Genomic DNA, 22561 nt, shown 5'->3' with positions numbered 1-22561 from the left:
GAGCCAGTACGGCATGAGCCAGTACCTCGCCGCCGAAGACCTCTCGCTGTTCGGCCGCGACCCCTGGTGGCTGGTCGTCGTCAAGGCGGTCTTCTGCTTCGCGTTCCTGATGATCACCGTGCTGTTCTCGATCGTCTGGGAGCGCAAGGTCGTCGCCTGGATGCAGTTGCGCATCGGCCCCAACCGGCACGGCCCCTGGGGCATGCTCCAGTCGCTCGCCGACGGCGTGAAGCTGATGCTCAAGGAAGACCTCATCGTCAAGCGCGCGGACAAGGTGGTCTACGTCCTCGCGCCGGTCATCGCGGCCATCCCGGCCTTCATGGCGATCGCGGTGATCCCCTTCGGCCCGTCCGGCAACGAGGTCTCGATCTTCGGCCACCGCACCACGATGCAGCTCACCGACCTGCCGATCGCGATGCTCTACATCCTCGCGGTCGCCTCGGTCGGCATCTACGGCATCGTGCTCGCCGGTTGGAGCTCCGGATCCACGTATCCGCTCCTGGGCGGTCTGCGCTCCTGCGCGCAGATGATCTCCTACGAGATCGCGATGGGCGCCGCGTTCGCCTCGGTGTTCCTCTACTCGGGGTCGATGTCGACCTCGACGATCGTCGAACAGCAGCACGACCGCTGGTACATCGTCCTGCTGCCGGTCTCCTTCATCCTCTACATCATCACGATGGTCGGCGAGACCAACCGCGCCCCCTTCGACATGCCCGAGTCCGAGGGCGACCTGGTCGGCGGCTTCAACACCGAGTACTCGTCCATCAAGTTCGCGCTCTTCATGCTCGCCGAGTACGTGAACATGGTGACGGTCTCGGCGGTGTCGACCACGCTCTTCCTCGGCGGCTGGCGGGCGCCCTGGCCGATCAGCTCCTTCTGGGAGGGCGCGAACCACGGCTGGTGGCCGATGCTCTGGTTCGTGATCAAGGTCCAGCTGCTGCTGTTCTTCTTCATCTGGCTGCGCGGCACGCTCCCGCGCGTGCGCTACGACCAGTTGATGAAGCTCGGCTGGAAGGTCCTCATCCCGGTCTCCGTGGTCTGGCTGATGCTGGTCGCGACCGTGCGGGCGCTGCGCAACGAGAACTACGACTTCGCCGACATCGCCCTCTACATCGGCGGTGGCGTCCTCGTCCTGCTGCTTCTGTCCTTCGTCGCGGACATGTTCCGCCAGAAGGCGGAGACGGCCGAGGGGCCCGCCGCGGAGCCCGCCGGATTCGACGCGATGGCGGGCGGATTCCCCGTGCCGCCACTGCCCGGACAGGAGTTGCCGCCGGTGCCCAGGCGCAGCCCGCGACGGGAGCGGGAGCTCATTGTCAGTGGCGGGTCGGATACTGCCAGTGACGGACCTACGGATGGAAAGGAGGCGTCCGATGGCTGAGGAACCCAAGGAGACCAAGCCCGGTTTCCAGAACCCCGTGGCCGGCTTCGGCGTGACCTTCAAGGCCATGTTCAAGAAGCGGCTGACCGAGCAGTACCCGGAGCAGCAGAAGACCACCGCTCCCCGCTTCCACGGACGGCACCAGCTCAACCGCCATCCGGACGGCCTGGAGAAGTGCGTCGGCTGCGAGCTGTGTGCCTGGGCCTGCCCCGCCGACGCGATCTACGTCGAGGGCGCGGACAACACGGACGAGGAGCGCTACTCGCCGGGCGAGCGGTACGGCCGCGTCTACCAGATCAACTACGCCCGCTGCATCCTGTGCGGCCTGTGCATCGAGGCGTGCCCCACGCGCGCGCTCACGATGACGAACGAGTTCGAGCTGGCCGACAGCAGCCGCGCCAACCTCATCTACACCAAGGAACAGCTGCTGGCCGGCCTCGAAGAGGGCATGGTCGACAGCCCGCACTCGATCTTCCCGGGCACCGACGAGCAGGACTACTACCGAGGTCTCGTCACGGAGGCCGCGCCCGGCACCGAGCGCCAAGTAGCCGTCTCCAAGGGCGAACGGGATCCATTGGCAAGCCCTTCGGGCGCGGCGCACGAAGAGGGGGTGGAGGCATGAGCCCCCAGCTCGCCGCCCATTCCACCGCGCAGCTCGCCGCCTACTCCACCTCCACCGGCGAGGCGTTCCAGTTCTGGGTCCTCGGCACGGTCGCGGTGATCGGCGCCCTGGCCACCGTCTTCATGAAGAAGTCGGTGCACAGCGCGCTCTCGCTCGCCGGGACCATGATCATCCTCGCGGTGTTCTACCTCGCCAACGGCGCCTACTTCCTGGGGATCGTGCAGATCGTCGTCTACACGGGCGCGATCATGATGCTGTTCCTCTTCGTGGTGATGCTGGTCGGCGTCACGGCCGCCGACTCCCTGAAGGAGACCATCAAGGGCCAGCGCTGGCTGGCCCTTCTGTGCGGTCTCGGCTTCGGCATCCTGCTGATCGCCGGGATCGGCAACGCGTCCCTCACGGAGTTCAACGGCCTCGGCCAGGCGAACGCGAAGGGCAACGTGGAGGGCCTGGCGACCGGCATCTTCACCACGTACGTCTTCGCCTTCGAGATCACCGGCGCCCTGCTGATCACGGCCGCCGTCGGCGCCATGGTGCTCACGCACCGGGAGCGCACCGAGCGCGCCAAGACCCAGCGGGAGCTGTCGGAGGAGCGCGTGCGCGGCAACCACCTGCCGCCGCTGCCGGCCCCCGGTGTGTACGCGCGGCACAACGCCGTGGACATCGCGGGCCTGCTGCCCGACGGCACCCCGTCCGAGCTCACCGTCAACAAGACGCTGCGCGAGCGCGGTCAGATCCGTGACGTGTCCGCCGAGGCGCTCAACGACCTCAAGGCGCTGGAGCAGCGCTCCGAGGAGCGGCTGGAGCGGACCGAGGTCGAGCCGGCGCACTTCCAGCGGACCGAGGAGGCGTCGAAGTGAACCCGGTCAACTACCTGTACCTGTCCGCCCTGTTGTTCACGATCGGCGCCAGCGGCGTGCTGATCAGACGCAACGCGATCGTCGTGTTCATGTGCATCGAGCTGATGCTGAACGCCTGCAACCTCGCGTTCGTCACCTTCTCCCGGATGCACGGCAATCTCGACGGCCAGATCATCGCCTTCTTCACGATGGTCGTCGCCGCCGCGGAGGTCGTGGTCGGGCTCGCGATCATCGTGTCCCTGTTCCGTTCCCGCCACTCGGCCTCGGTCGACGACGCCAGCCTGATGAAGCTCTGAGGGGTCGCTGAATCGTGGAGAACCTGATTGCGCTGCTGGTGGCGGCGCCACTGCTCGGAGCGGCCGTACTGCTGTGCGGTGGCCGGCGTCTCGACGCCGTCGGCCACTGGATCGGCACGGCACTGGCGGCCGCCTCCTTCGTGATCGGCGTCGTGCTCTTCGCCGACCTGCTCGGCAAGGACGCCGAACACCGGACCCTGCTCCAGCACTTGTGGACCTGGGTCCCGGTCGAGGGCTTCCAGGCGGACGTCGCCTTCCGCCTCGACCAGCTGTCGATGACGTTCGTCCTGCTGATCACGGGCGTCGGCTCGCTGATCCACCTGTACTCGATCGGGTACATGGAGCACGACGAGCGCCGCCGCCGCTTCTTCGGCTATCTGAACCTGTTCCTCGCGGCGATGCTGATCCTGGTCCTCGCCGACAACTACCTGCTCCTGTACGTCGGCTGGGAAGGCGTCGGTCTGGCGTCCTACCTGCTGATCGGTTTCTGGCAGCACAAGCCCAGCGCGGCGACGGCGGCGAAGAAGGCCTTCCTGGTCAACCGCGTCGGCGACATGGGCCTGTCGATCGCCATCATGCTGATGTTCACGACGTTCGGCACCTTCGCCTTCGGGCCGGTGCTGGACAGCGTCGGCGACACCTCGGAGGGCAAGCTCACCGGCATCGCCCTGATGCTGCTGCTCGCCGCCTGCGGCAAGTCGGCCCAGGTACCGCTGCAGTCCTGGCTCGGTGACGCGATGGAGGGCCCGACCCCGGTCTCCGCCCTCATCCACGCGGCGACCATGGTGACCGCGGGCGTGTACCTGATCGTCCGCTCCGGAGCGATCTTCAACGCGGCGCCCGACGCCCAGTTGGTCGTCACCGTCGTCGGTGCCGTCACGCTCCTGTTCGGTGCGATCGTCGGTTGCGCGAAGGACGACATCAAGAAGGCCCTCGCCGGCTCGACGATGTCGCAGATCGGCTACATGGTGCTCGCCGCGGGCCTCGGCCCCATCGGCTACGTCTTCGCGATCATGCACCTGGTGACGCACGGCTTCTTCAAGGCCGGGCTCTTCCTCGGCGCCGGTTCGGTCATGCACGGCATGAACGACGAGGTCGACATGAGGAAGTACGGCGGCCTCAGGAAGTACATGCCGGTCACCTTCGTCACCTTCGGCCTCGGCTACCTCGCCATCATCGGTTTCCCGGGCCTGTCCGGCTTCTTCTCCAAGGACAAGATCATCGAGGCGGCCTTCGCCAAGGGCGGCACCGAGGGCTGGATCCTCGGCGGCGCGGCCCTGCTGGGCGCGGCCATCACGGCGTACTACATGACGCGCGTGATGCTGATGACCTTCTTCGGCGAGAAGCGCTGGCAGCCCGACGAGAACGGCAACGAGCCGCACCCGCACGAGTCCCCGAAGACGATGACGATCCCCATGATCGTGCTCGCCTTCGGATCGGTCTTCGCCGGCGGCATCTTCGGCATCGGCGACCGCTTCCTGCACTGGCTGGAGCCCATCACCGGGCACGAGCACGGAGACTCCCCGGTCAGCGCACTGACGGTCACCCTGGCCACGATGGTGGTCCTGGTCATCGGCGTCGCCATCGCCTGGGCGCAGTACGGCCGCCGCCCGGTGCCGGCCGTCGCCCCGCGCGGGTCGCTGCTCACCCGGGCCGCCCGCCGCGACCTGCTCCAGGACGACTTCAACCACGTGGTCCTGGTGCGCGGCGGCGAGCACCTCACGCGCTCCCTGGTCTACGTCGACCACACCCTGGTCGACGGGGTCGTCAACGGCACGGCGGCCTCGATGGGCGGCCTCTCCGGAAGGCTGCGCAAGCTGCAGAACGGCTATGCGCGGTCGTACGCGGTCTCGATGTTCGGCGGTGCGGCCATCCTCGTCGCCGCGACCCTGCTGATGAGGGCGGTCTGATACCGATGTCCTTTCCCCTCCTGACAGCGACGGCGGTGCTCCCGGCGATCGGGGCGATCGCCACGGCGGCCGTGCCGGCCGCGCGGCGCACCGCCGCCAAGTGGCTCGCGCTGCTGGTGTCGCTCGCCACGCTCGCGCTCGCGATCGTCGTCCTGGTCCGCTTCGACCCGGACGGCGACCGCTACCAGCTCACCGAATCCCACGCCTGGATCAAGGACTTCGGGGTCCGCTACGAGCTGGGCGTGGACGGCATCGGGGTCGCGCTGCTCGCGCTGACCGCGCTGCTGATCCCGTTCATCATCCTCGCGGGCTGGCACGACGCCGACCCGCTGGAGACCGGCAACAAGCGGTGGCGGCCCACCCAGGGCTTCTTCGCGCTGATCCTGGCCGTCGAGGCGATGGTGATCATCTCCTTCGAGGCCACCGACGTCTTCCTCTTCTACATCTTCTTCGAAGCCATGCTGATCCCGATGTACTTCCTCATCGGTGGTTTCGGGGACCGTGCCCACGAGCACGGCGAGGAGGCGGCGTCGACGCAACGGTCGTACGCGGCCGTGAAGTTCCTGCTCTACAACCTGGTCGGCGGTCTGATCATGCTGGCCGCGGTGATCGGCCTCTACGTGGTCGCCGGGAACTTCAGCCTCCAGGAGATCGCGGAGGCCCGCGCGAACGGCTCACTGCACATGGCGACGAGCACGGAGCGCTGGCTGTTCCTCGGGTTCTTCTTCGCCTTCGCGGTGAAGGCGCCGCTGTGGCCGCTGCACACCTGGCTGCCCAACGCGATGGGGGAGGCCACCGCCCCGGTCGCCGTCCTCATCACGGCGGTCGTCGACAAGGTGGGCACCTTCGCGATGCTCCGCTACTGCCTCCAGCTGTTCCCGGAGGCCAGCAAGTGGGCGACGCCCGCGATCCTCGTCCTCGCCCTGATCAGCATCGTCTACGGCGCGCTGCTCGCGGTGGGCCAGCGGGACATCAAGCGCCTGGTGGCGTACGCGTCGATCTCGCACTTCGGCTTCATCATCCTGGGCATCTTCGCGATGACCAGCCAGGGCCAGTCGGGCGCGACGCTGTACATGGTCAACCACGGCATCTCCACGGCCGCGTTGATGCTGGTGGCCGGCTTCCTGATCTCCCGGCGCGGTTCGCGGCTCATCGCGGACTACGGGGGAGTGCAGAAGGTCGCCCCGGTGCTCGCCGGCACCTTCCTGATCGGCGGGCTCGCGACCCTGTCGCTGCCGGGCCTGGCGCCGTTCGTGAGCGAGTTCCTGGTCCTGGTCGGCACGTTCGCGCGCTACCCGGCGATCGGCATCATCGCCACCTTCGGCATCGTCCTCGCCGCGCTCTACGTCCTCGTCCTCTACCAGAGGACGATGACCGGGCCGGTGAAGCCCGAGGTCTCCTCGATGCCGGACCTGCGCGCGCGTGAACTCGTGGTCGTGACACCCCTGATCATCCTGTTGATCTTCCTGGGCGTCTATCCCAAGCCGGTCACCGACATCGTCAACCCGGCGGTGAAGTCGACCTTGTCCGACGTACACAAGAAGGACCCCCAGCCCGAGGTGGAGGCCGCCAAGTGAGCGCAGCAGCCGTCCACAGCCTGTGGACAACCGCGGCCGACCCGATCTCCAAGATCGACGCGCCGAAGATCGAATACGGGCAACTGTCGCCCACCCTGATCATCCTCGGCGCGGCGATCGTCGGCGTGCTGGTCGAGGCCTTCGTGCCGCGCAAGTCCCGTTACTACGCCCAGGTGTTCGTCTCCGCCGTCGCGCTCTGCGCCGCCTTCGCGGCGGTCGTGGCCCTCGCGGCGGACGGATACGGCACCACCAAGGCGCGCATCGCGGCGATGGGCGCGATCGCGGTCGACGGACCGGCCCTGTTCCTGCAGGGCACGATCCTGCTCGTCGGCCTGGTGGGCCTGTTCACCTTCGCCGAGCGGCGCCTGGACCCGGAAGCGCACGGAAACCGCGTCGACTCGTTCGCCGCGCAGGCCGCCTCCGTGCCGGGCAGCGACAGCGAGAAGGCCGCCGTCAAGGCCGGGTTCACCACCACAGAGGTCTTCCCGCTGCTGCTCTTCGCGGTCGCCGGAATGCTGGTCTTCCCCTCGGCGAACGACCTGCTGACCCTCTTCATCGCCCTGGAAGTGTTCTCGCTCCCGCTGTACCTGATGTGCGCGCTGGCCCGCCGCAACCGGCTCATGTCGCAGGAAGCCGCGGTCAAGTACTTCCTGCTCGGCGCGTTCGCCTCCGCGTTCACGCTGTTCGGCATCGCGCTGCTCTACGGCTACGCGGGCTCGGTGTCGTACGCGACGATCGCGCAGGTCGTCGACGGCACGGTCACCAATGTGGACCCGGCGCTCGCCGACACCATGGGCAACGACGCGCTGTTGCTCATCGGCGCGGCGATGATCGTCATGGGCCTGCTGTTCAAGGTCGGCGCGGTGCCGTTCCACATGTGGACGCCCGACGTCTACCAGGGCGCGCCGACCCCGGTCACCGGCTTCATGGCGGCGGCCACGAAGGTGGCGGCGTTCGGCGCGCTGCTGCGCCTGCTCTACGTCGTCCTGCCGGGCCTGCGCTGGGACTGGCGGCCGGTCATGTGGGCCGTCGCGATCGTCACCATGCTGGGCGGTGCGATCGTGGCGATCACGCAGACCGACATCAAGCGGCTGCTGGCGTACTCGTCGATCGCGCACGCGGGCTTCATCCTCGCGGGTGTCATCGCGACCACGCCCGACGGCGTCTCGTCGGTCCTGTTCTACCTGGGCGCGTACTCCTTCGTGACCGTCGGCGCCTTCGCCGTGGTGACGCTGGTGCGCGACGCGGGCGGCGAGGCGACCCACCTGTCCAAGTGGGCGGGGCTCGGCCGCCGTTCACCCTTGGTGGCGGCCGTGTTCGCGGTGTTCCTGCTGGCCTTCGCCGGCATCCCGCTGACCTCGGGCTTCGCCGGGAAGTTCGCCGTGTTCAAGGCGGCGGCGGAGGGCGGCGCGGCTCCGCTGGTCGTCGTCGGTGTGATCTCGTCCGCGATCGCCGCGTTCTTCTACATCCGCGTCATCGTGCTGATGTTCTTCAGCGAGCCGCGGCCCGACGGCCCCACGGTCGCCGTGCCGTCGCCGCTGACGATGACGACGATCGGGGTCGGCGTGGCGGTCACGCTGGTCCTCGGTGTGGCGCCGCAGTACTTCCTGGACCTGGCCAACCAGGCGGGAGTGTTCGTGCGCTGACGAGCGGTACATGAGCGGCGGGCCCCGGTTCCCTTCGAGGGAACCGGGGCCCTTCGCGCGCGACCGGCTCAGGTCGTCGGGCAGACGACCAGGGGGTTCCAGGGCGCGAACAGGCCCTCGGAGTTGGGCTTGTAGATCCAGGCGTGGAGGGTGAAGAAGCCGGGGAGCTGGTCCTTCTGGAAGGTCTGCCCGAACAGCGTCGGCGCGGCCTGCCCCTCGTCCTCCACGACCCACTCCACGGCGACCAGCTTGCGCCCGCCGGTGAAGTCGGACACGTCCGCCCACGCGTTCCTGGACCCCTCCGAGTACAGCAGGGCCGCCGGCTTCTCCGGATCGACCGAACCGATGTTCGCCTTGTTGAGGTAGTGGTAGCCCATGCCGCCCTCGGTCGGGTCGGCGACGCACTCGTCGGTGCGTACGTAGCCGCCGGCCGCGGCGGACGCCTCGTACCCGTACTTGGAGGTGGCCTGGTACGTCTTGCTCAGCTCGGTCCACACGGACGGGTCGGGATCATCGGGCGCGGCGTGGGCCGGGGCGGCGGTCAGCGCGAAGGCCGCGGCCGTCGCCACCGCGATGGCGGCCTTGACGGCGCCCTGCAGGGACCGAGGGGACATGGTGGGGCTCCTTGACTTCGGGAGGCGTCCGCACGCACGGCGCGCCGTCCGTTCGGTGGCGTGGCGGACCTCCCCCGTCCCGCACCGGCAGCATGTCCCGGCCGGATCCGTCGCGCCATGTGACGGAGCCATTCGAATGACCACACCCCGTAACCGTCACCAGCCTGTGGATAACTCCATGGCTGTCAGTCCGGGCCCCTATCGTGGACGCAGTGGTCGAGGGACGACGTACGGGGGACGGGACGATGCGTGGGATGGGCGGGATCAGCGAGATGCCAGGGGTCACGGAGAGCGAAGCGCTCTCCACCTTGCACCGGGTCTTCGGATACGAGACCTTCCGCGGCGAACAGGAAGAGGTCATCGAGCATGTCGTGGCCGGCGGCGACGCCGTGGTCCTCATGCCGACCGGCGGCGGCAAGTCGCTGTGCTACCAGATCCCGGCCCTGGTCAGACCCGGCACGGGCGTGGTGGTCTCGCCGCTGATCGCGCTGATGCAGGACCAGGTGGACGCGCTGCGGGCCCTCGGGGTCAACGCCGGTTTCATGAACTCCACGCAGGACTTCGACGAGCGGCGCGTGGTCGAGGCCGAGTTCCTGGCCGGCGAGCTGGACGTGCTGTACATGGCGCCGGAGCGGCTGCGCCTCGACTCCAGCCTGGACCTGCTCTCCCGCGGCAAGATCTCGGTCTTCGCGATCGACGAGGCGCACTGTGTCTCCTCGTGGGGCCACGACTTCCGCCCCGACTACCTCACCCTCTCCGTCCTGGGCGAGCGCTGGCCGGACGTCCCCCGGATCGCGCTCACGGCGACGGCCACGCACGCCACGCACCAGGAGATCACCGCGCGGCTCGGCATGCCGAACGCCCGCCACTTCGTGGCGAGCTTCGACCGCCCCAACATCCAGTACCGGATCGTCCCGAAGGCCGATCCCAAGAAGCAGCTGCTGAACTTCCTGCGCGAGGAGCACCCGGGCGACGCGGGCATCGTGTACTGCCTCTCGCGCAACTCCGTCGAGAAGACGGCGGAGTTCCTCTCCCGCAGCGGCGTCGAGGCGGTGCCGTACCACGCGGGCCTGGACGCGGGCACCCGCGCGGCGAACCAGTCCCGCTTCCTGCGCGAGGAAGGCCTGGTGGTCGTCGCGACGATCGCCTTCGGCATGGGCATCGACAAGCCGGACGTCCGCTTCGTCGCCCACCTCGACCTGCCCAAGTCGGTCGAGGGCTACTACCAGGAGACGGGCCGCGCGGGCCGTGACGGTCTGCCCTCCACGGCCTGGATGGCCTACGGCCTCAACGACGTCATACAACAGCGCAAGATGATCCAGTCCAGCGAGGGCGACGAGGCGTTCCGCCGCCGCGCCGCCGCCCACCTGGACTCGATGCTGGCCCTGTGCGAGACGGCCGCGTGCCGCCGGGGCCAGCTGCTCGCCTACTTCGGCCAGGACCCCGACGCGAGCGGCTGCGGCAACTGCGACACCTGCCTCACCCCGCCGGAGACCTGGGACGGCACGGTCGCGGCTCAGAAGGTGCTGTCCACGGTGGTGCGGCTGCAGCGCGAGCGGGGGCAGAAGTTCGGCGCGGTGCAGATCATCGACATCCTCATGGGCCGGCGTTCGGCCAAGGTGATCCAGTTCGACCACGACCAGCTGTCCGTGTTCGGCATCGGCGAGGACCTCGCGGAGGCCGAGTGGCGGGGCGTCGTACGGCAGTTGCTCGCGCAAGGGCTGCTCGCGGTCGAGGGCGACTACGGCACGCTGGTGCTGACCGAGGCCAGCGGAACGGTGCTGCGGCGCGAGCGGGAGGTCCCGCTGCGCAAGGAGCCGAAGAAGCCGGCGGGCGCCAAGTCGGGCTCCTCGTCCGGCAGTCGGGGCGACCGCAAGGCCAAGGCCGCGGCGGCGGAGCTGCCGGAGGCGCTGCAGCCGGCCTTCGAGGCGCTACGGGCCTGGCGTGCCGAACAGGCCCGCGAACAGGGCGTCCCGGCCTACGTCATCTTCCACGACGCCACCCTCCGCGAGATCGCCACGGTCTGGCCGACGTCGGTGTCCCAGCTCGGCACGATCAGCGGAGTCGGCGAGAAGAAGCTGGCGACGTACGGGGAGGGCGTGATCGGGGTACTGGCGGGGCTGGGGGACGCGCCGGAGGTGGCCCCTACGGCGACGGCGGTTCCGGCGCAGGCGCCGGCGGCAGCGGCTACGGCGGCACCCAGATCGACGGCGGCTACGAGAACGACGGCAGCGGCAAGAGCGACGCCGACTCCGGCCGCTGCCGCCGATCCGGGTGCCGACTACTGGCCCGAGATGGACATGGAGCCGGAGCCGGAGGACTGGATATAGGGACTGGCCGTCGGCTCGGAGTGCTGGGCGCTTCACAGCGAAGCGCCCCGCACGCCCCGTCACAACGCCCCCGTCACAACGCCCGTGACGCATACGCCCTGACGTCCGCGTCCGTATCCGTCGCGGCCGTGGCGAGGGCCGCTCGGGCATCCTCGGTGGTGCTGTGCCGGGTCAAGGCCAGGACGGCGGCCTTGCGGACGTCGGCGTTCGCGTCGGCGAGGGCCTTCGCGAGGGCCGGGACGGCCAGGTCCGGGTCGGCGGCGGACAGGGCGGTCGCGGCGCCTGACCTGACCTGCCAGGCGGGGTCTGACAACGCGGCCACGGCGTGGGCGGTGAGCGGAGCCGGGCAGCCGGTCGTGCCGAGTGCGCCGTAGGCGGCGCCCTGGACCAACGGGTCGGGGTCGTTGGTGAGTTGGGCGAGGGCGGCGAGGACCACGCCGGCCGCCCCCCGAGTCCCCGTCACCGTCGCCAACGCCTTCGCGATCGTCACGCGGACCTCGCGGGACGGGTCGTCGGTGGCGCGGGCCAGTTCGAGGGCGGCGTCGACCGAGACCAGGGCGCGTACGGCCTCGATGCGGACGGCGATGTCGGGGTCGGAGAGGCAGGGGGAGAAGAGCACGGCGTCACCCAGGTGCAGGGCGCGCAGGACGTCGAGGGAGGCGGCGCGGACGACCGGGTCGGACTCGGCCAGGGCGGCGACCAGGCCGTCACGGAGGGCGGGGTCGGGCGGAAGCGTCTCGACGAGTTCGCGCAGGGAGGCGGCGGCCGCGGCCCGGACTTCGGGGGCGATGTCGCGGAGGGACGCGGCGAGGGCGGGGCCCGTGCCCGGCGGGACCGTCTCGGTGAGGACGGCTACGGCCTCGCGGCGGACGGCGGCGGCGGGGTCGGTCAAGTAGGGCCGCAGGGAGTCGAGTTCGGGCTGTTCGTCGGCGAGGGCGACCAGTTCCAGGAGGCGTCGGGAGGACTCCTCGGGGCGGGGCTCGGGGGAGTTCGGGACGGAGGCGCGGTTCGGGTCCGCACCCTCCGTACCGCCTGCACCCTCCGTACCGCCTGCACCCCCTGTACCGCCCGCACTCTCCATGCCGTCCGCACCCGCGGCGACCGGGGCCAGGTCCCGGGAGCCGGCGGTGGCGACGTCCTCGGCGTGGACCTCGCCGAGGTGACGGGAAGGGCCGCCGACGGGCGTGAACTCGTCGATGGGGACCAGGTAGGGAGCCACGGGACGGGCCGTGAACTCCATCGCACCAGAGGGGGACTTGTGCAGATCGAGGTGGTGGAACCAGGACGCGTCGTCGCGATGCGGGTGGTCGAGACGGTCGTGGTAGAGGCCCCAGCGGGACTCCGTGCGGGCGAGGGAAGCGCGCGCGGCCATCTCGGCGCAGTCGCGGATGAAAGAGACCTCGGCGCAGCGCATCAGTTCGTGCGGGGTGCGCGCGCCCATCTCCGCGATGTCGGCGTGCATGCGCTCGAACGCCTCCAGGGCCAGGGAGAGCCGGGCGCCGGACTTGGGCGGGGCCACGTAGTCGTTCACGAAGCGGCGCAGTTTGTACTCGACCTGGGTCTGCGGCGGGCCGTCCGGGTTGCCCAGCGGGCGGTAGATCAGTTCGTGCGCCTCGCGGAGCTGGTCGGCCGGCAACTCCCCTTCGTAGGCCGAGTACTGGGACGCGTCCGCGCCCGCGAGGTCGCCGAAGACGAACGCGCCGATCATGTAGTTGTGCGGCACGCAGGCCAGGTCGCCGGCGGCGTACAGGCGGGGGACGGTCGTGCGGGCGTGGTCGTCGACGCGGACGCCGGAGGCGGAGTGGCCGCCGCACAGGCCGATCTCGGAGATGTGCATCTCGACGTCGTGGGTGCGGTAGTCGTGGCCGCGCCCTTCATGGAAGGTCCCGCGCGTGGGCCGCTCCGTCGAGTGCAGGATCGACTCCAGGGCGGAGATCGACTCCTCCGGGAGATGGCTCAGCTTCAGGTACACGGGCCCGCGGTCCGACGCCACCTCCGCCGCGAACTCGGCCATCATCTGGCCGGACCAGTAGTCGGAGTCGACGAAGCGTTCGCCGTGCCGGTTGACCTGGTAGCCGCCGAAGGGGTTGGCGACGTAGGCGCAGGCGGGGCCGTTGTAGTCCTTGATCAGCGGGTTGATCTGGAAGCACTCGATGCCGGTGAGCTCGGCGCCCGCGTGGTACGCCATCGCGTAGCCGTCGCCCGCGTTGGTCGGGTTCTCGTAGGTGCCGTAAAGGTAACCGGAGGCGGGCAGACCGAGCCGGCCGCAGGCGCCGGTGGCCAGGATCACCGCGCCCGCGCGGACCGAAACGAAGCCGCCCGTACGGGTGTTGAAGCCGGCCGCCCCCACGGCCCGGCCCTCCGCCGTCAGCACTCGCACCGGCATCACCCGGTTCTCGATCCGGATCCGCTCGCGCATCTCGCGCCGCCGCAACTGCCGGTACAGGACCTTCTTGACGTCCTTGCCCTCCGGCATCGGCAGCACGTACGAGCCCGAGCGGTGGACCTGGCGGACCGCGTACTCGCCGTGCTCGTCCTTCTCGAACTTCACGCCGTACGACTCCAGTCGCTGCACCATGCCGAAGCCGCGGGTGGCGGTCTGGCGGACGGTGGACTGGTCGACGATGCCGTCGTTGGCGCGGGTGATCTCGGCGACGTAGTCGTCGGGCTCGGCGCGGCCGGGGATGACCGCGTTGTTGACGCCGTCCATGCCCATGGCGAGCGCGCCGGAGTGCCGGACGTGGGCCTTCTCCAGCAGGATCACGTCCGCGCCGTGCTCGGCGGCGGTCAGGGCGGCCATCGTGCCGGCGGTGCCGCCGCCGATGACGAGGACGTCACAGGTCAGTTCCTCGGCGTCGGCGAGCGCGGGGATCTCCAGGGGCGTGGTCGCGGGAGTCGCCGGGGGAGTGTGCACAGGAGTCGCCGGGGGCGTGTTCACGGGGGTCACCGAAGGGCCTTTCAGGTACTGGGTCAGGTACCGAGCGAGGTGAGCACGTCGCGCCGCAGCGCGACGCGCGCCGGGTCGTCGTGCGCGGTACGGTCGCGCGGGCGCGGCACTTCGCGTACGGCGGTCAGCCGGCCGGCGCCTAGGAGGGCCACGCGGTCGCCGAGGAAGAGGGCCTCGTCCACGTCGTGGGTGACGAAGACGACGGTCGCGCCCGTGCCGCGCAACACCTCCACCAGCAGGTCCTGCATGCCGGCCCGGGTCTGGGCGTCGAGGGCGCCGAAGGGCTCGTCCATGAGGACGGCACGGGGCGCTCCCGCGAGCGCACGGGCGAGTTGGGCGCGCTGGCGCTGCCCGCCGGATACGCGGTGCGGCAACTGTCGAGCGAGCGGGGTGAGTCCGATGCGGTCGAGCCAGGAATCGGCCTGGGTACGGCGTTCGGTGCGCGACAACCCCTTGATGGCGAGGGGGAGTTCGACGTTGGCGCGCAGGGAGCGCCAGGGCAGGAGGGCGTCCTCCTGGAAGACCAGGGCGCGGTCGGCGGCGGGCCCCGTCAACGGACGTTCGTCCTGGGTGACTTCACCGGCGAGCGGCGACAGCAGCCCGGCGAGCGTGCGCAACAGGGTCGACTTGCCGCAGCCGGAGGCGCCGACGACGGTGAGGATCTCGCCGGGGGAGACGGCGAGGTCCACGGCGTCGAGCACGGGCGCGCCCGGTCGGCCGAGGGCGGCCCGGCGCAGGGCGAGTGCGGCGCCGGTGCGGGGGGATGCCGGGCGGGTGCCGGACGAGTCGGTTGGGCGCGTGCCGGACGAGTCGCTTGGGTGCGTGCCCGACACCTCGGTTGGGCGGGCACCGGAAGAGTCGGCCGTGCGGACCTCAGACGAGCTGGTCATGGGGCACGTCCTCCTTGCTCCCGTTGTTCCTGTTGCGCCTGTTACTCCCGGGGGCGACCGGCGTGGAGGCGGTGGCGGAGGCGGTACCGGCGCTACGCGCTCGCCGCGTAGGGCGCCCGACGGCCACGTACGACGTCCGGGGCAACCAGCGCGTCAGCCGCCGCCCCAGCAGTTCGACCGCCGTGGACGTGAGCCAGCCGAGGACGCCGATCGTGACCATGCCGACGAAGACGCCCGGGTAGTTGACGATCGTGTAGTCCTGCCAGGTGCGGTAACCGACGCCGTACTGGCCGGAGATCATCTCGGCGGAGATCACGCAGATCCACGAGACGCCGATGCCGACCGACAGGCCGCCGAAGATGCCGGGCAGCGCACCCGGCAGCACGACCGAGCCGAGCACGCGCCACCGGCCGCCGCCCATGGTGCGAACCGCCTCCTCCCACACGGGAGTCAGGGCACGGACGGCGTGCCGGGTGGAGACCAGGACCGGGAAGAAGGCGGCGGTGCAGGTGATGAAGACGATGCCCTGTTCGTTGGAGGGGAAGAGGAGGATCGCGACGGGCACGAGGGCGATGGCCGGGATCGGGCGCAGGACTTCGAGGACCGGACCGAGCAGGTCCTCGGCGAGCCGCGAGCGCGCCACGAGCACGCCGGTGGCCACCCCCAGGACGGCGGCGAGCAGAAAGCCGGTGAGGATACGGGTGAGGCTGTCGGTGAGGTCCGTCCAGTAGTCGGGGCCGGACACCCGGTCGGCGAAGGCGCGGGCCACGTCGGCGACCGTGGGGAACTGCGAGAAGCGCAGCCACAGGTCGACGTCCAGGCTGGTCAGCAGCTGCCAGATGCCGAGGGCGGCGGCGAGCGAGCCGAGTCGCAGCGCGTACCGGGCCGCCTGTTTCGCGGGCCCGCTCACGACGCCTGCTCCAGCGCATCGGCGTATGTGATGACGCGAGCGCCCCCATGCCCGGAGACGTACGCCTTCGCGGTCGCCGGTGCCACGAACGGCAGCAACTCCTCGCCATCAGCCACCCACACCGCCTTGTCGGCGAACCACAGGGTGCCGGTGGTGGCGTCGGGCACGTAGGCGGCACGGATGCCGTTCCGGTGCCGGCCCACGTAACTCAACAACTCGGCCGGAGACTTGAAGGCGAGCGTCTTTTCCGAACCCTTCGGCCACACCTCGCTCGCGGCGGCAGCCGGCTCCGCGGCGAGTTGCGTGGCGTAGCCCGCGCCGAGGGCCTTCTTGACGTACTGGTCGTCGACGAAGGCGTCCACGTCGACGTCACCGGTCAGCTTCGCCGCCTTCAGGACGGAGACGTCTTTCTTGAGGGCGGCGACGAGTCGGGGCTTGATGGCCGGGTCGAAGGTGGCGATGCCGTGGGCGCCGTTGTAGAGGTAGACGACCTCGGCGGGCAGCTCGGTGGCCTTGGCGACCTTCTCGGCGGCGGCGACGGGGTGGGCGTTCAGGTAGTCCGTCGCCTCGGACTGGGCCTTGAGAAAGGCCTGAAGGACGGCGGGGCGCCGCTTGGCGAAGTCCTCGCGGGCGGTGACGCCGTGGAAGGTGGGGAGGTTCAGCTGGGCACCGTCGTACAGGGCCTTCGCCTTGCCCTGATAGGTGAGCAGGCCGGGCCAGGCGACGAACTGGGAGAGCGCGTCCACGCTGCCGGCGGCGAGGGCCGAAGCGCCCACCGCCGGCTGCTGGTTGAGCTTCTCGATGCCCTCGTCGGGGTCGATGCCGGCCTCCTGGAGGGCGCGTACGAGGGTGCCGTCGGCGGCCGAGCCGATGCTCGTGGAGACCTTCTTGCCCTTCAGGTCCGTGAGGGAGGTGAGTGCGGAGTCGGGTGCGGTGACGACGGTGTTGAGGCCGCCGCGGAGGTTGTAGCCGGTGACGGAGACCAGTCGGGTCGGCTTGCCGAGCTGCTTGCCGCGGGCCGCGTTGATGAGCAGCGGGAAGTCGCCCATCGAACCGATGTCGATCTTCCCGGCGGTCATCTGGGCGGTGATGGGGGCGCCGGTGGCGTAGTCCTGCCAGTCGACCTTGTAGGTGTGGCCGTCATGGAGGGCGTTGAGGTCCCTCTCGAAGTAGCCGAGGGAGCGCAGAAGGGTTCCCGCGGTGACCGTGTTGATGGTCTTGGACTGGTAGCCGACGGTGACCGTCACCGTGCTGCCGCTACCGGCCTCCGCGCTGCCGCCGCAGCCGGACAGGGGGAGCAGCAGAGCGGCCGTGGACAGGACAACTGCCGTGCGTTTCATGGGAGTTCGGACCTCTCACCGGAGGAGATAGGGCATGTTGACCGTCACGGCTCCGGTGGGACAGCGGGCCGCGCACGGGCCGCAGTACCAGCACTCGTCGACATGCATGTAGGCCTTGCCGTTGCTCTCGTCGATGGCGAGGGAGTCCAGGGGGCACATGTCGACGCAGAGCGTGCAGCCGTCGATGCACTTCGACTCGTCGATGGTCACGGGCACGTCGGCCCGCTGGGGCGCCAAAGGCATGGCTGTCTCCAGGAAGGTCCAGCAAGAGGGGCGAGAGGGGTGGGTCGGAAAGGGAGAGCTGTGATCAGAGGGAGCGGTGCAGGAGGCCGCTCATCGTGATGCGGTCGCCGCGGAAGCGGATGAACTCCAGGTCGACCGGGCGGCCGTCGTCGAGATGCGTGAGACGTTCCAGCATCAGGACGGCCGCGCCGCGCGGGGCTTCGAGTACGGCGGCGGAGTGGGTGTCCGCGTTCACCGCCTCCAGGGTGATCTCGGCGTGCCCGAGGGAGTGGCCGGTGATGGCTTCCAGGAGGCGGAAGACGTCGGTGTTCTCCAGGTCGGCGCCGAGCAGGGAGGTGCCGATGTCGAGCGGGATGTAGGTGAGGTCGAGCGAGAGGGGGAGGCCGTCCAGGCGGCGCAGACGTTCGATGTAGAGGACGTCCGAGCCGGGCGGGACGTGCAGGCGTTCGGCGACCGGTGCGGGTGCGGAGGCGGGGCCCATCGTGCGGACCTCGTTGGTGACCCGGCCGTGTTCGCGCAGGGTCTCCGCGAGGCCCATCAGCCGGTCCAGGCCGTGCGGGTACTTCTCGGCGACCACCACGGTGCCGACACCGGGCAGCCGTTCCACCAGCCCCTCGGCCCTGAGCAGGTCCAGGGCCTCACGGACGGTGTTGCGGGTGGCGCGGTAGTCGGCGGCGAGGGTCGTCTCGTGCGGGAGCGTGCCGTCCGGGAACCCGCCGGCCAGCAGCTGGTGGCGGAGCAGGTCGGCGAGCTGCCGTGCCTGGTCGGCGCGCAGCCGGCGCCGCGCACGGTGGGCGGCGACGGTGGTCGCACCCTGCCCTGCGTGGTCCCGGACGCGCTCGCTGGATGGCATGTCTCGAACCATAGCGAGCCGGTAGGGAAGGGAGTGTTGCGAGAGTGTTGCGCCACCAAGGGCTCCGCCGGTGGGGCGGTTGACCTGGGGAAACGGGGGCTGTCCGGCTACATCTGCCACTGCCCGCCAGGACGGTGCCTCTTGCCGCCGGTCCGCGCCCGTCCGGCCCGGCCGGCGTTCGGCGGTCAGCCCAGCGCCGTCAGTCCGGGAGCGAACGTGATCAGCAGCGGCAGCAGCGGCACAAGCGTCGCCACCGTCGCGGTGAGGGCCCGGTGACGGCGGCCGAGGCGAGCCGGAGGCTGCAGCAGTCGGTCCACCCGCTCGCCCAGCAGCCGGTGACTGGAGGCACAGGAGAGAACACCCCGGTGCTGGTTCAGCTCGATCAGGGCCAACGCCGTGGTGAGGTGACCGCAGCGACGCGACGCCGTGTCGTCCGCCGCGAGCTCCACCAGGCGGTGCGTCTGGTCGCAGAAGTGGGCGAAGAGCGGCACCCGGGGAAAGCCCGTCGCGAGCGCCGTCGACAGATGCAGCAGCCAGTCGTGGTGAGCGCGAGCGTGATCGCGCTCGTGAGTGAGGACCGATTCCAGCTGAGGGTCGGTGAGGCGGTGCAGAGCGCCGGTGGTGACCACCAGCTGGGGCGGGTGGCCCGGCATCCACCAGGCGTCCGGGTACTCGTCCTCCAGCACCAGGAGCGGCCCGCGTGCCGCCTCCTCCAGGCCGGCGGGCAGTTCGGGCGCGCGCTCGCGCAACCGGGCCCGGGCCTGGCCGCGGTGCCGGCGCGCCTCGACCAGCTCGCGGGCGAGCATCGCCGTCGTCCAGGCCGCGCCGCAGGCCAGCAGCAGGGTCAGGGCGGCGGCCCAGACCGGCGCGGCGGACAGGTCGTAGGCCGCGGTCACGGCGGGCGGCGCCGGCGCGAAGACGTGGTCGCGGACGGTGTGGAAGACGGCGGCCGCGCCCAGCACGAGCGCCGTCAGACAGCACAGCAGGACGGTGGCCACCAGGCACTGCCACACCCACAGCGCGACCACGGGTTCCCGGTCGGGCCACCCGGCCCGGACCAGGGCACGCGGCACCGGCACGGCGGCCGTGAGGGCGACGACGCTCAGCAGGAGCAGGCAGACGGTCATGCCATCGGTCATGCCATGGGCTCCGGATCCTGGTCGGAGGAAGGAGAGGTGCGGTTCGGGGCGACGGGCTCGGCGCGCGTTCCGCCGACGGCCTGTCCGCCCGCCGCCAGTATGCCGGTGCCGGAGCCGAACGTCAGGACATGGGAAAGACCCACTACGCCCCGTACGACCCCCGTCACACCCACCTCACCCTTCCCCCGTCACCCCGGCCATCCCCTCACACCCTCCCCGCCACGATCCGCCCGGTCACCTCGCCCAACCCCACCCGGACCCCGCCCGGCCCCGGTGCCCACGCCGAGAGCGTGACGACGTCCCCGTCCTCCAGGAACGTCCGCTTGCCGTCGGGGAGTTCCAGGGGTTCGGTCCCGTTCCAGGTCAGCTCCAGCAAGGAGCCGCGCTGCGACCGCTCGGGCCCGCTCACCGTGCCGGAGCCGTAGAAGTCCCCGGTGCGCAGGGAGGCGCCGTTGACGGTCATGTGGGTCAACTGCTGGGCGGCCGTCCAGTACATGGTGGAGAACGGCGGCTCGGAGACGACATGGCCGTTGATCGCGACGGAGATCCGGATGTCGTAGCCGCCCGGGTCGATCCCCGAGGCGCCGTCGTCCAGGTACGGCAGCAACGCGTGCGTGCGCTCCGGCGGCGCCACCGCGGCCTCCTCCAGTGCGTCCAGAGGCGTGATCCACGCCGACACCGAGGTGGCGAACGACTTGCCGAGGAACGGGCCGAGGGGGACGTACTCCCAGGCCTGGAGGTCGCGTGCGGACCAGTCGTTGAGCAGGCAGAGCCCGAAGACGTGGTCCCGGAAGTCGCCGAGCGCCACCGACCCGCCCATCGGCGAGGGCGCGCCCACCACGAAGCCGACCTCCGCCTCGATGTCCAGGCGGACGGAGGGGCCGAAGACGGGTGCCGGGTCGGTGGGGGCCTTGCGCTGCCCCGACGGTCGTACGACATCCGTGCCCGAGACCACGACCGTGCCGGAGCGGCCGTGGTAACCGATGGGCAGGTGCTTCCAGTTGGGGGTCAGCGGGTCGGGGGCGTCCGGGCGGAAGATCCGGCCGACGTTCCGCGCGTGGTTCTCGGACGCGTAGAAGTCGACGTAGTCCGCGACCTCGAAGGGGAGGTGGAGCGTGACCGACGACAGCGGGTACAGGAAGGGCGCGATCGTCTCCTGGTGCGCCGGGACCGTCACCCAGGCCGTCAGTGCGCGGCGGACGTCCGACCAGGCCGTGGGGCCGGCCGCGAGCAGCGGGTTCAGCGAGGGGCGTGCCAGCAGGGCCGCGTACGGCGAACCGAGCGCCCGTGCCGCCGCGCCCGCGTCGAGGACGTGGTCGCCCAGCCGGACGCCCACCGTCCGCCCGCCGAAACCGTCGACGGATCCATCAGCGGGTCCGGCCTCTGCTCCCGCGCGCGAGAAGACGCCGTACGGAAGGTTGTGGACACCGAAAGGGTCGCCCTCGGGGACGTTGAAGGGGGGCATGGGGTGCTGCCTCACTCTCACCATGTGTCGCGTTCTGACATGCGGCCGTGCCACACGTTACGGCCGAGTTGGCTGTCCTGACAGTGTCTAAAGAGTTTGCAATGTCCGAAATGGCCTTGTCGGACGGCCCAATTCCGGCTTAGCGTCCTTTGGGGGACACGGACGGGGTGGGTCCGGTCCGTAGGGGGACGCGTGGGGGGACCCGTGGCCAAAAGTGCTGCCAGTTTGCCTTTTGAGGCTGATCGTGAAGTGCCTGGCCTGATCGTGAAGTTCGGCGACTATCCGCTGCACCACGGCGGAGTCGGCGCGATCCGCAGCCTCGGCCGCCTCGGCGTACCGATGTACGCGATCACGGAGGACGCGTACACGCCCGCCGCCGCCAGCCGCTATCTCAAGAAGGCCTTCGTCTGGCCGACCACCGGCACGGAGGACCCCGATCACCTGGTGGAGGGCCTGCTGCGCATCGCGCGCCGCATCGGCCGTCCCACCGTGCTCATTCCGACGGACGAGGAGGCCGCCGTCCTGATCGCCGAGCACCAGGACGAACTCACCGGCCTCTTCCTCTTCCCGCGCGTGGAGCGCGCCCTGCCCCGGCATCTGGCCAGCAAGCAGGGCCTGCACGAACTGTGCGTGGAGCACGGCATCCCGAGCCCGACGGCCGCGTTCCCGCAGTCCTACGACGAGATCGTGGACTTTGCCGAGAAGGCCACGTTCCCGGTGGTGGCCAAGAACCGCGAGGCGTTCCTGCGCCGCAGGCGGCCCGCGGTGAACGGCACGACGAGGATCGCCACCCGCGAGGGCCTGCTCACGCTCGCCCGCGACTGGGGCGAGCACCCCGGCGTGATCCTCCAGGAGTATCTCCCGCGGGAGGAGGCCGAGGACTGGATCGTGCACGCCTATTTCGACCAGGACGCCACCCCGCGCGCGATGTTCACAGGAGTGAAGGTCCGCTCCTGGCCACCGCACGCAGGGATGACCGCGAACGCGTATGTCGTCGACAATCCGGAACTCGCGGATCTTGCCGCGCGTTTCATCAAGCAGATCGGCTTCACCGGCATCATCGACCTCGATCTGCGCTTCGACCGACGCGACGGACAGTACAAACTCCTCGACTTCAACCCCCGCATGGGCGCCCAGTTCCGGCTCTTCGAGAGCGAGTCGGGAGTGGACGTGGTCCGCGCCATGCACCTGGATCTGACCGGCCGCTCCGTCCCGGAGGGGGAACAGCGCGCCGGCCACCGGTACATCGTGGAGAACATCGACCTGCCCGCCCTGCTCGCCTACCGCCGCAGCGGCTATACGACGCCGCACGCACCGGCGCGCGCGAGCGGGACGGAGCTGGCCTGGCTCGCGGGTGACGACCCGCTGCCGTTCCTCACGATGCTCACACGCTTCGTGCGACCTGGCGCGAAGCACCTGTATCAGCTGTGGCGCACCAACCGCCGCGGCAGCACGACCGGTTCGGGCGGCTAGCCGGCCATCAGCAGTCAAGCCGGCAGCAGGTCAGTCAGCGGTATCGGCCGCCCGAGCCGTCCACGAAG

At 70.2% G+C, this 22561-nt stretch carries 19 protein-coding genes; 9 read left to right on the top strand and 10 right to left on the bottom strand.

Annotated features, from left to right (window positions below):
- Window positions 1–13: 13 nt before the first annotated feature.
- Genes nuoH through nuoN form a run of 7 tightly spaced genes read left to right on the top strand, consistent with a single transcriptional unit; the run spans window position 14 to window position 8289 of the window.
- The gene (gene nuoH, locus ACIQI8_RS23130) at window positions 14–1378 is read left to right on the top strand and encodes an NADH-quinone oxidoreductase subunit NuoH (RefSeq protein WP_402354139.1); all 1365 of its coding nucleotides are present in this window, start codon (window positions 14–16) and stop codon (window positions 1376–1378) included.
- Window positions 1371–2000 (top strand): NADH-quinone oxidoreductase subunit NuoI, encoded by a 630-nt coding sequence (gene nuoI / locus ACIQI8_RS23125; protein WP_402353552.1) that lies wholly within the window; start codon window positions 1371–1373, stop codon window positions 1998–2000. The genes nuoH and nuoI overlap by 8 nt, the downstream gene beginning before the upstream one ends.
- The gene (locus ACIQI8_RS23120; RefSeq protein WP_402353549.1) at window positions 1997–2860 is read left to right on the top strand and encodes an NADH-quinone oxidoreductase subunit J; all 864 of its coding nucleotides are present in this window, start codon (window positions 1997–1999) and stop codon (window positions 2858–2860) included. Before nuoI ends, ACIQI8_RS23120 begins: the two co-directional genes overlap by 4 nt.
- Complete coding sequence (nuoK, locus tag ACIQI8_RS23115) at window positions 2857–3156, top strand: NADH-quinone oxidoreductase subunit NuoK (protein WP_123998414.1); 300 nt, start codon at window positions 2857–2859, stop codon at window positions 3154–3156. Before ACIQI8_RS23120 ends, nuoK begins: the two co-directional genes overlap by 4 nt.
- Window positions 3157–3170: 14 nt before the next feature.
- Entirely contained in the window at window positions 3171–5066 is a 1896-nt protein-coding gene (gene nuoL / locus ACIQI8_RS23110; protein ID WP_402353546.1) for an NADH-quinone oxidoreductase subunit L, read from the top strand.
- A 5-nt stretch (window positions 5067–5071) separates the two neighbouring features.
- Window positions 5072–6643: an NADH-quinone oxidoreductase subunit M gene (locus tag ACIQI8_RS23105; protein WP_402353543.1), complete on the top strand. Its 1572-nt coding sequence runs from the start codon at window positions 5072–5074 to the stop codon at window positions 6641–6643.
- On the top strand, window positions 6640–8289 hold the full coding sequence (nuoN, locus tag ACIQI8_RS23100) for an NADH-quinone oxidoreductase subunit NuoN (protein WP_402353540.1): 1650 nt from the start codon (window positions 6640–6642) through the stop codon (window positions 8287–8289). The genes ACIQI8_RS23105 and nuoN overlap by 4 nt, the downstream gene beginning before the upstream one ends.
- 68 nt (window positions 8290–8357) lie before the next feature.
- Here the strand turns inward: nuoN and ACIQI8_RS23095 are convergent, their stop codons facing one another.
- Window positions 8358–8903 (bottom strand): hypothetical protein, encoded by a 546-nt coding sequence (locus tag ACIQI8_RS23095; RefSeq protein WP_402353537.1) that lies wholly within the window; start codon window positions 8901–8903, stop codon window positions 8358–8360.
- A gap of 245 nt (window positions 8904–9148) precedes the next feature.
- Here ACIQI8_RS23095 and recQ point away from each other — a divergent pair, with 245 nt between their 5' ends.
- The gene (recQ, locus tag ACIQI8_RS23090) at window positions 9149–11233 is read left to right on the top strand and encodes a DNA helicase RecQ (protein WP_402354136.1); all 2085 of its coding nucleotides are present in this window, start codon (window positions 9149–9151) and stop codon (window positions 11231–11233) included.
- A gap of 73 nt (window positions 11234–11306) precedes the next feature.
- Here recQ and ACIQI8_RS23085 read toward each other — a convergent pair whose 3' ends face one another.
- The 9 genes from ACIQI8_RS23085 to fahA all read right to left on the bottom strand — a co-directional run bounded on the left by ACIQI8_RS23085 (window position 11307) and on the right by fahA (window position 21020).
- Entirely contained in the window at window positions 11307–14171 is a 2865-nt protein-coding gene (locus tag ACIQI8_RS23085; RefSeq protein WP_402353534.1) for a fumarate reductase/succinate dehydrogenase flavoprotein subunit, read from the bottom strand.
- Between the two features lie 32 nt (window positions 14172–14203).
- Window positions 14204–15070: an ABC transporter ATP-binding protein gene (locus ACIQI8_RS23080; protein WP_402353532.1), complete on the bottom strand. Its 867-nt coding sequence runs from the start codon at window positions 15068–15070 to the stop codon at window positions 14204–14206.
- Complete coding sequence (locus tag ACIQI8_RS23075; protein ID WP_402353529.1) at window positions 15054–15980, bottom strand: ABC transporter permease; 927 nt, start codon at window positions 15978–15980, stop codon at window positions 15054–15056. The genes ACIQI8_RS23080 and ACIQI8_RS23075 overlap by 17 nt, the downstream gene beginning before the upstream one ends.
- Window positions 15977–17320, bottom strand: a complete 1344-nt coding sequence (locus ACIQI8_RS23070; protein ID WP_402353526.1) for an ABC transporter substrate-binding protein — start codon at window positions 17318–17320, stop codon at window positions 15977–15979. Before ACIQI8_RS23070 ends, ACIQI8_RS23075 begins: the two co-directional genes overlap by 4 nt.
- 15 nt (window positions 17321–17335) lie before the next feature.
- Window positions 17336–17563, bottom strand: coding sequence for a ferredoxin family protein (locus ACIQI8_RS23065; RefSeq protein WP_010986276.1), 228 nt, complete (start codon window positions 17561–17563; stop codon window positions 17336–17338).
- A 64-nt stretch (window positions 17564–17627) separates the two neighbouring features.
- Complete coding sequence (locus ACIQI8_RS23060; RefSeq protein WP_402353522.1) at window positions 17628–18416, bottom strand: GntR family transcriptional regulator; 789 nt, start codon at window positions 18414–18416, stop codon at window positions 17628–17630.
- A 185-nt stretch (window positions 18417–18601) separates the two neighbouring features.
- Entirely contained in the window at window positions 18602–19543 is a 942-nt protein-coding gene (locus ACIQI8_RS23055) for a M56 family metallopeptidase (protein WP_402354133.1), read from the bottom strand.
- Window positions 19544–19551: 8 nt separating this feature from the next.
- Window positions 19552–19728 (bottom strand): hypothetical protein, encoded by a 177-nt coding sequence (locus ACIQI8_RS23050; RefSeq protein WP_402353519.1) that lies wholly within the window; start codon window positions 19726–19728, stop codon window positions 19552–19554.
- Window positions 19729–19760: 32 nt separating this feature from the next.
- On the bottom strand, window positions 19761–21020 hold the full coding sequence (gene fahA / locus ACIQI8_RS23045) for a fumarylacetoacetase (protein WP_402353517.1): 1260 nt from the start codon (window positions 21018–21020) through the stop codon (window positions 19761–19763).
- 225 nt (window positions 21021–21245) lie between these two features.
- On the opposite strand from fahA, the gene ACIQI8_RS23040 reads away from it, so the two are divergent.
- Window positions 21246–22493: an ATP-grasp domain-containing protein gene (locus tag ACIQI8_RS23040; protein WP_402353514.1), complete on the top strand. Its 1248-nt coding sequence runs from the start codon at window positions 21246–21248 to the stop codon at window positions 22491–22493.
- Window positions 22494–22561: the final 68 nt, after the last annotated feature.

Source organism: Streptomyces sp. NPDC092369, assembly GCF_044755245.1.
Taxonomy (GTDB): domain Bacteria; phylum Actinomycetota; class Actinomycetes; order Streptomycetales; family Streptomycetaceae; genus Streptomyces.
Note: the sequence above shows the minus strand (reverse complement) of the source record. Positions and strands in the feature narration are given on the sequence as shown.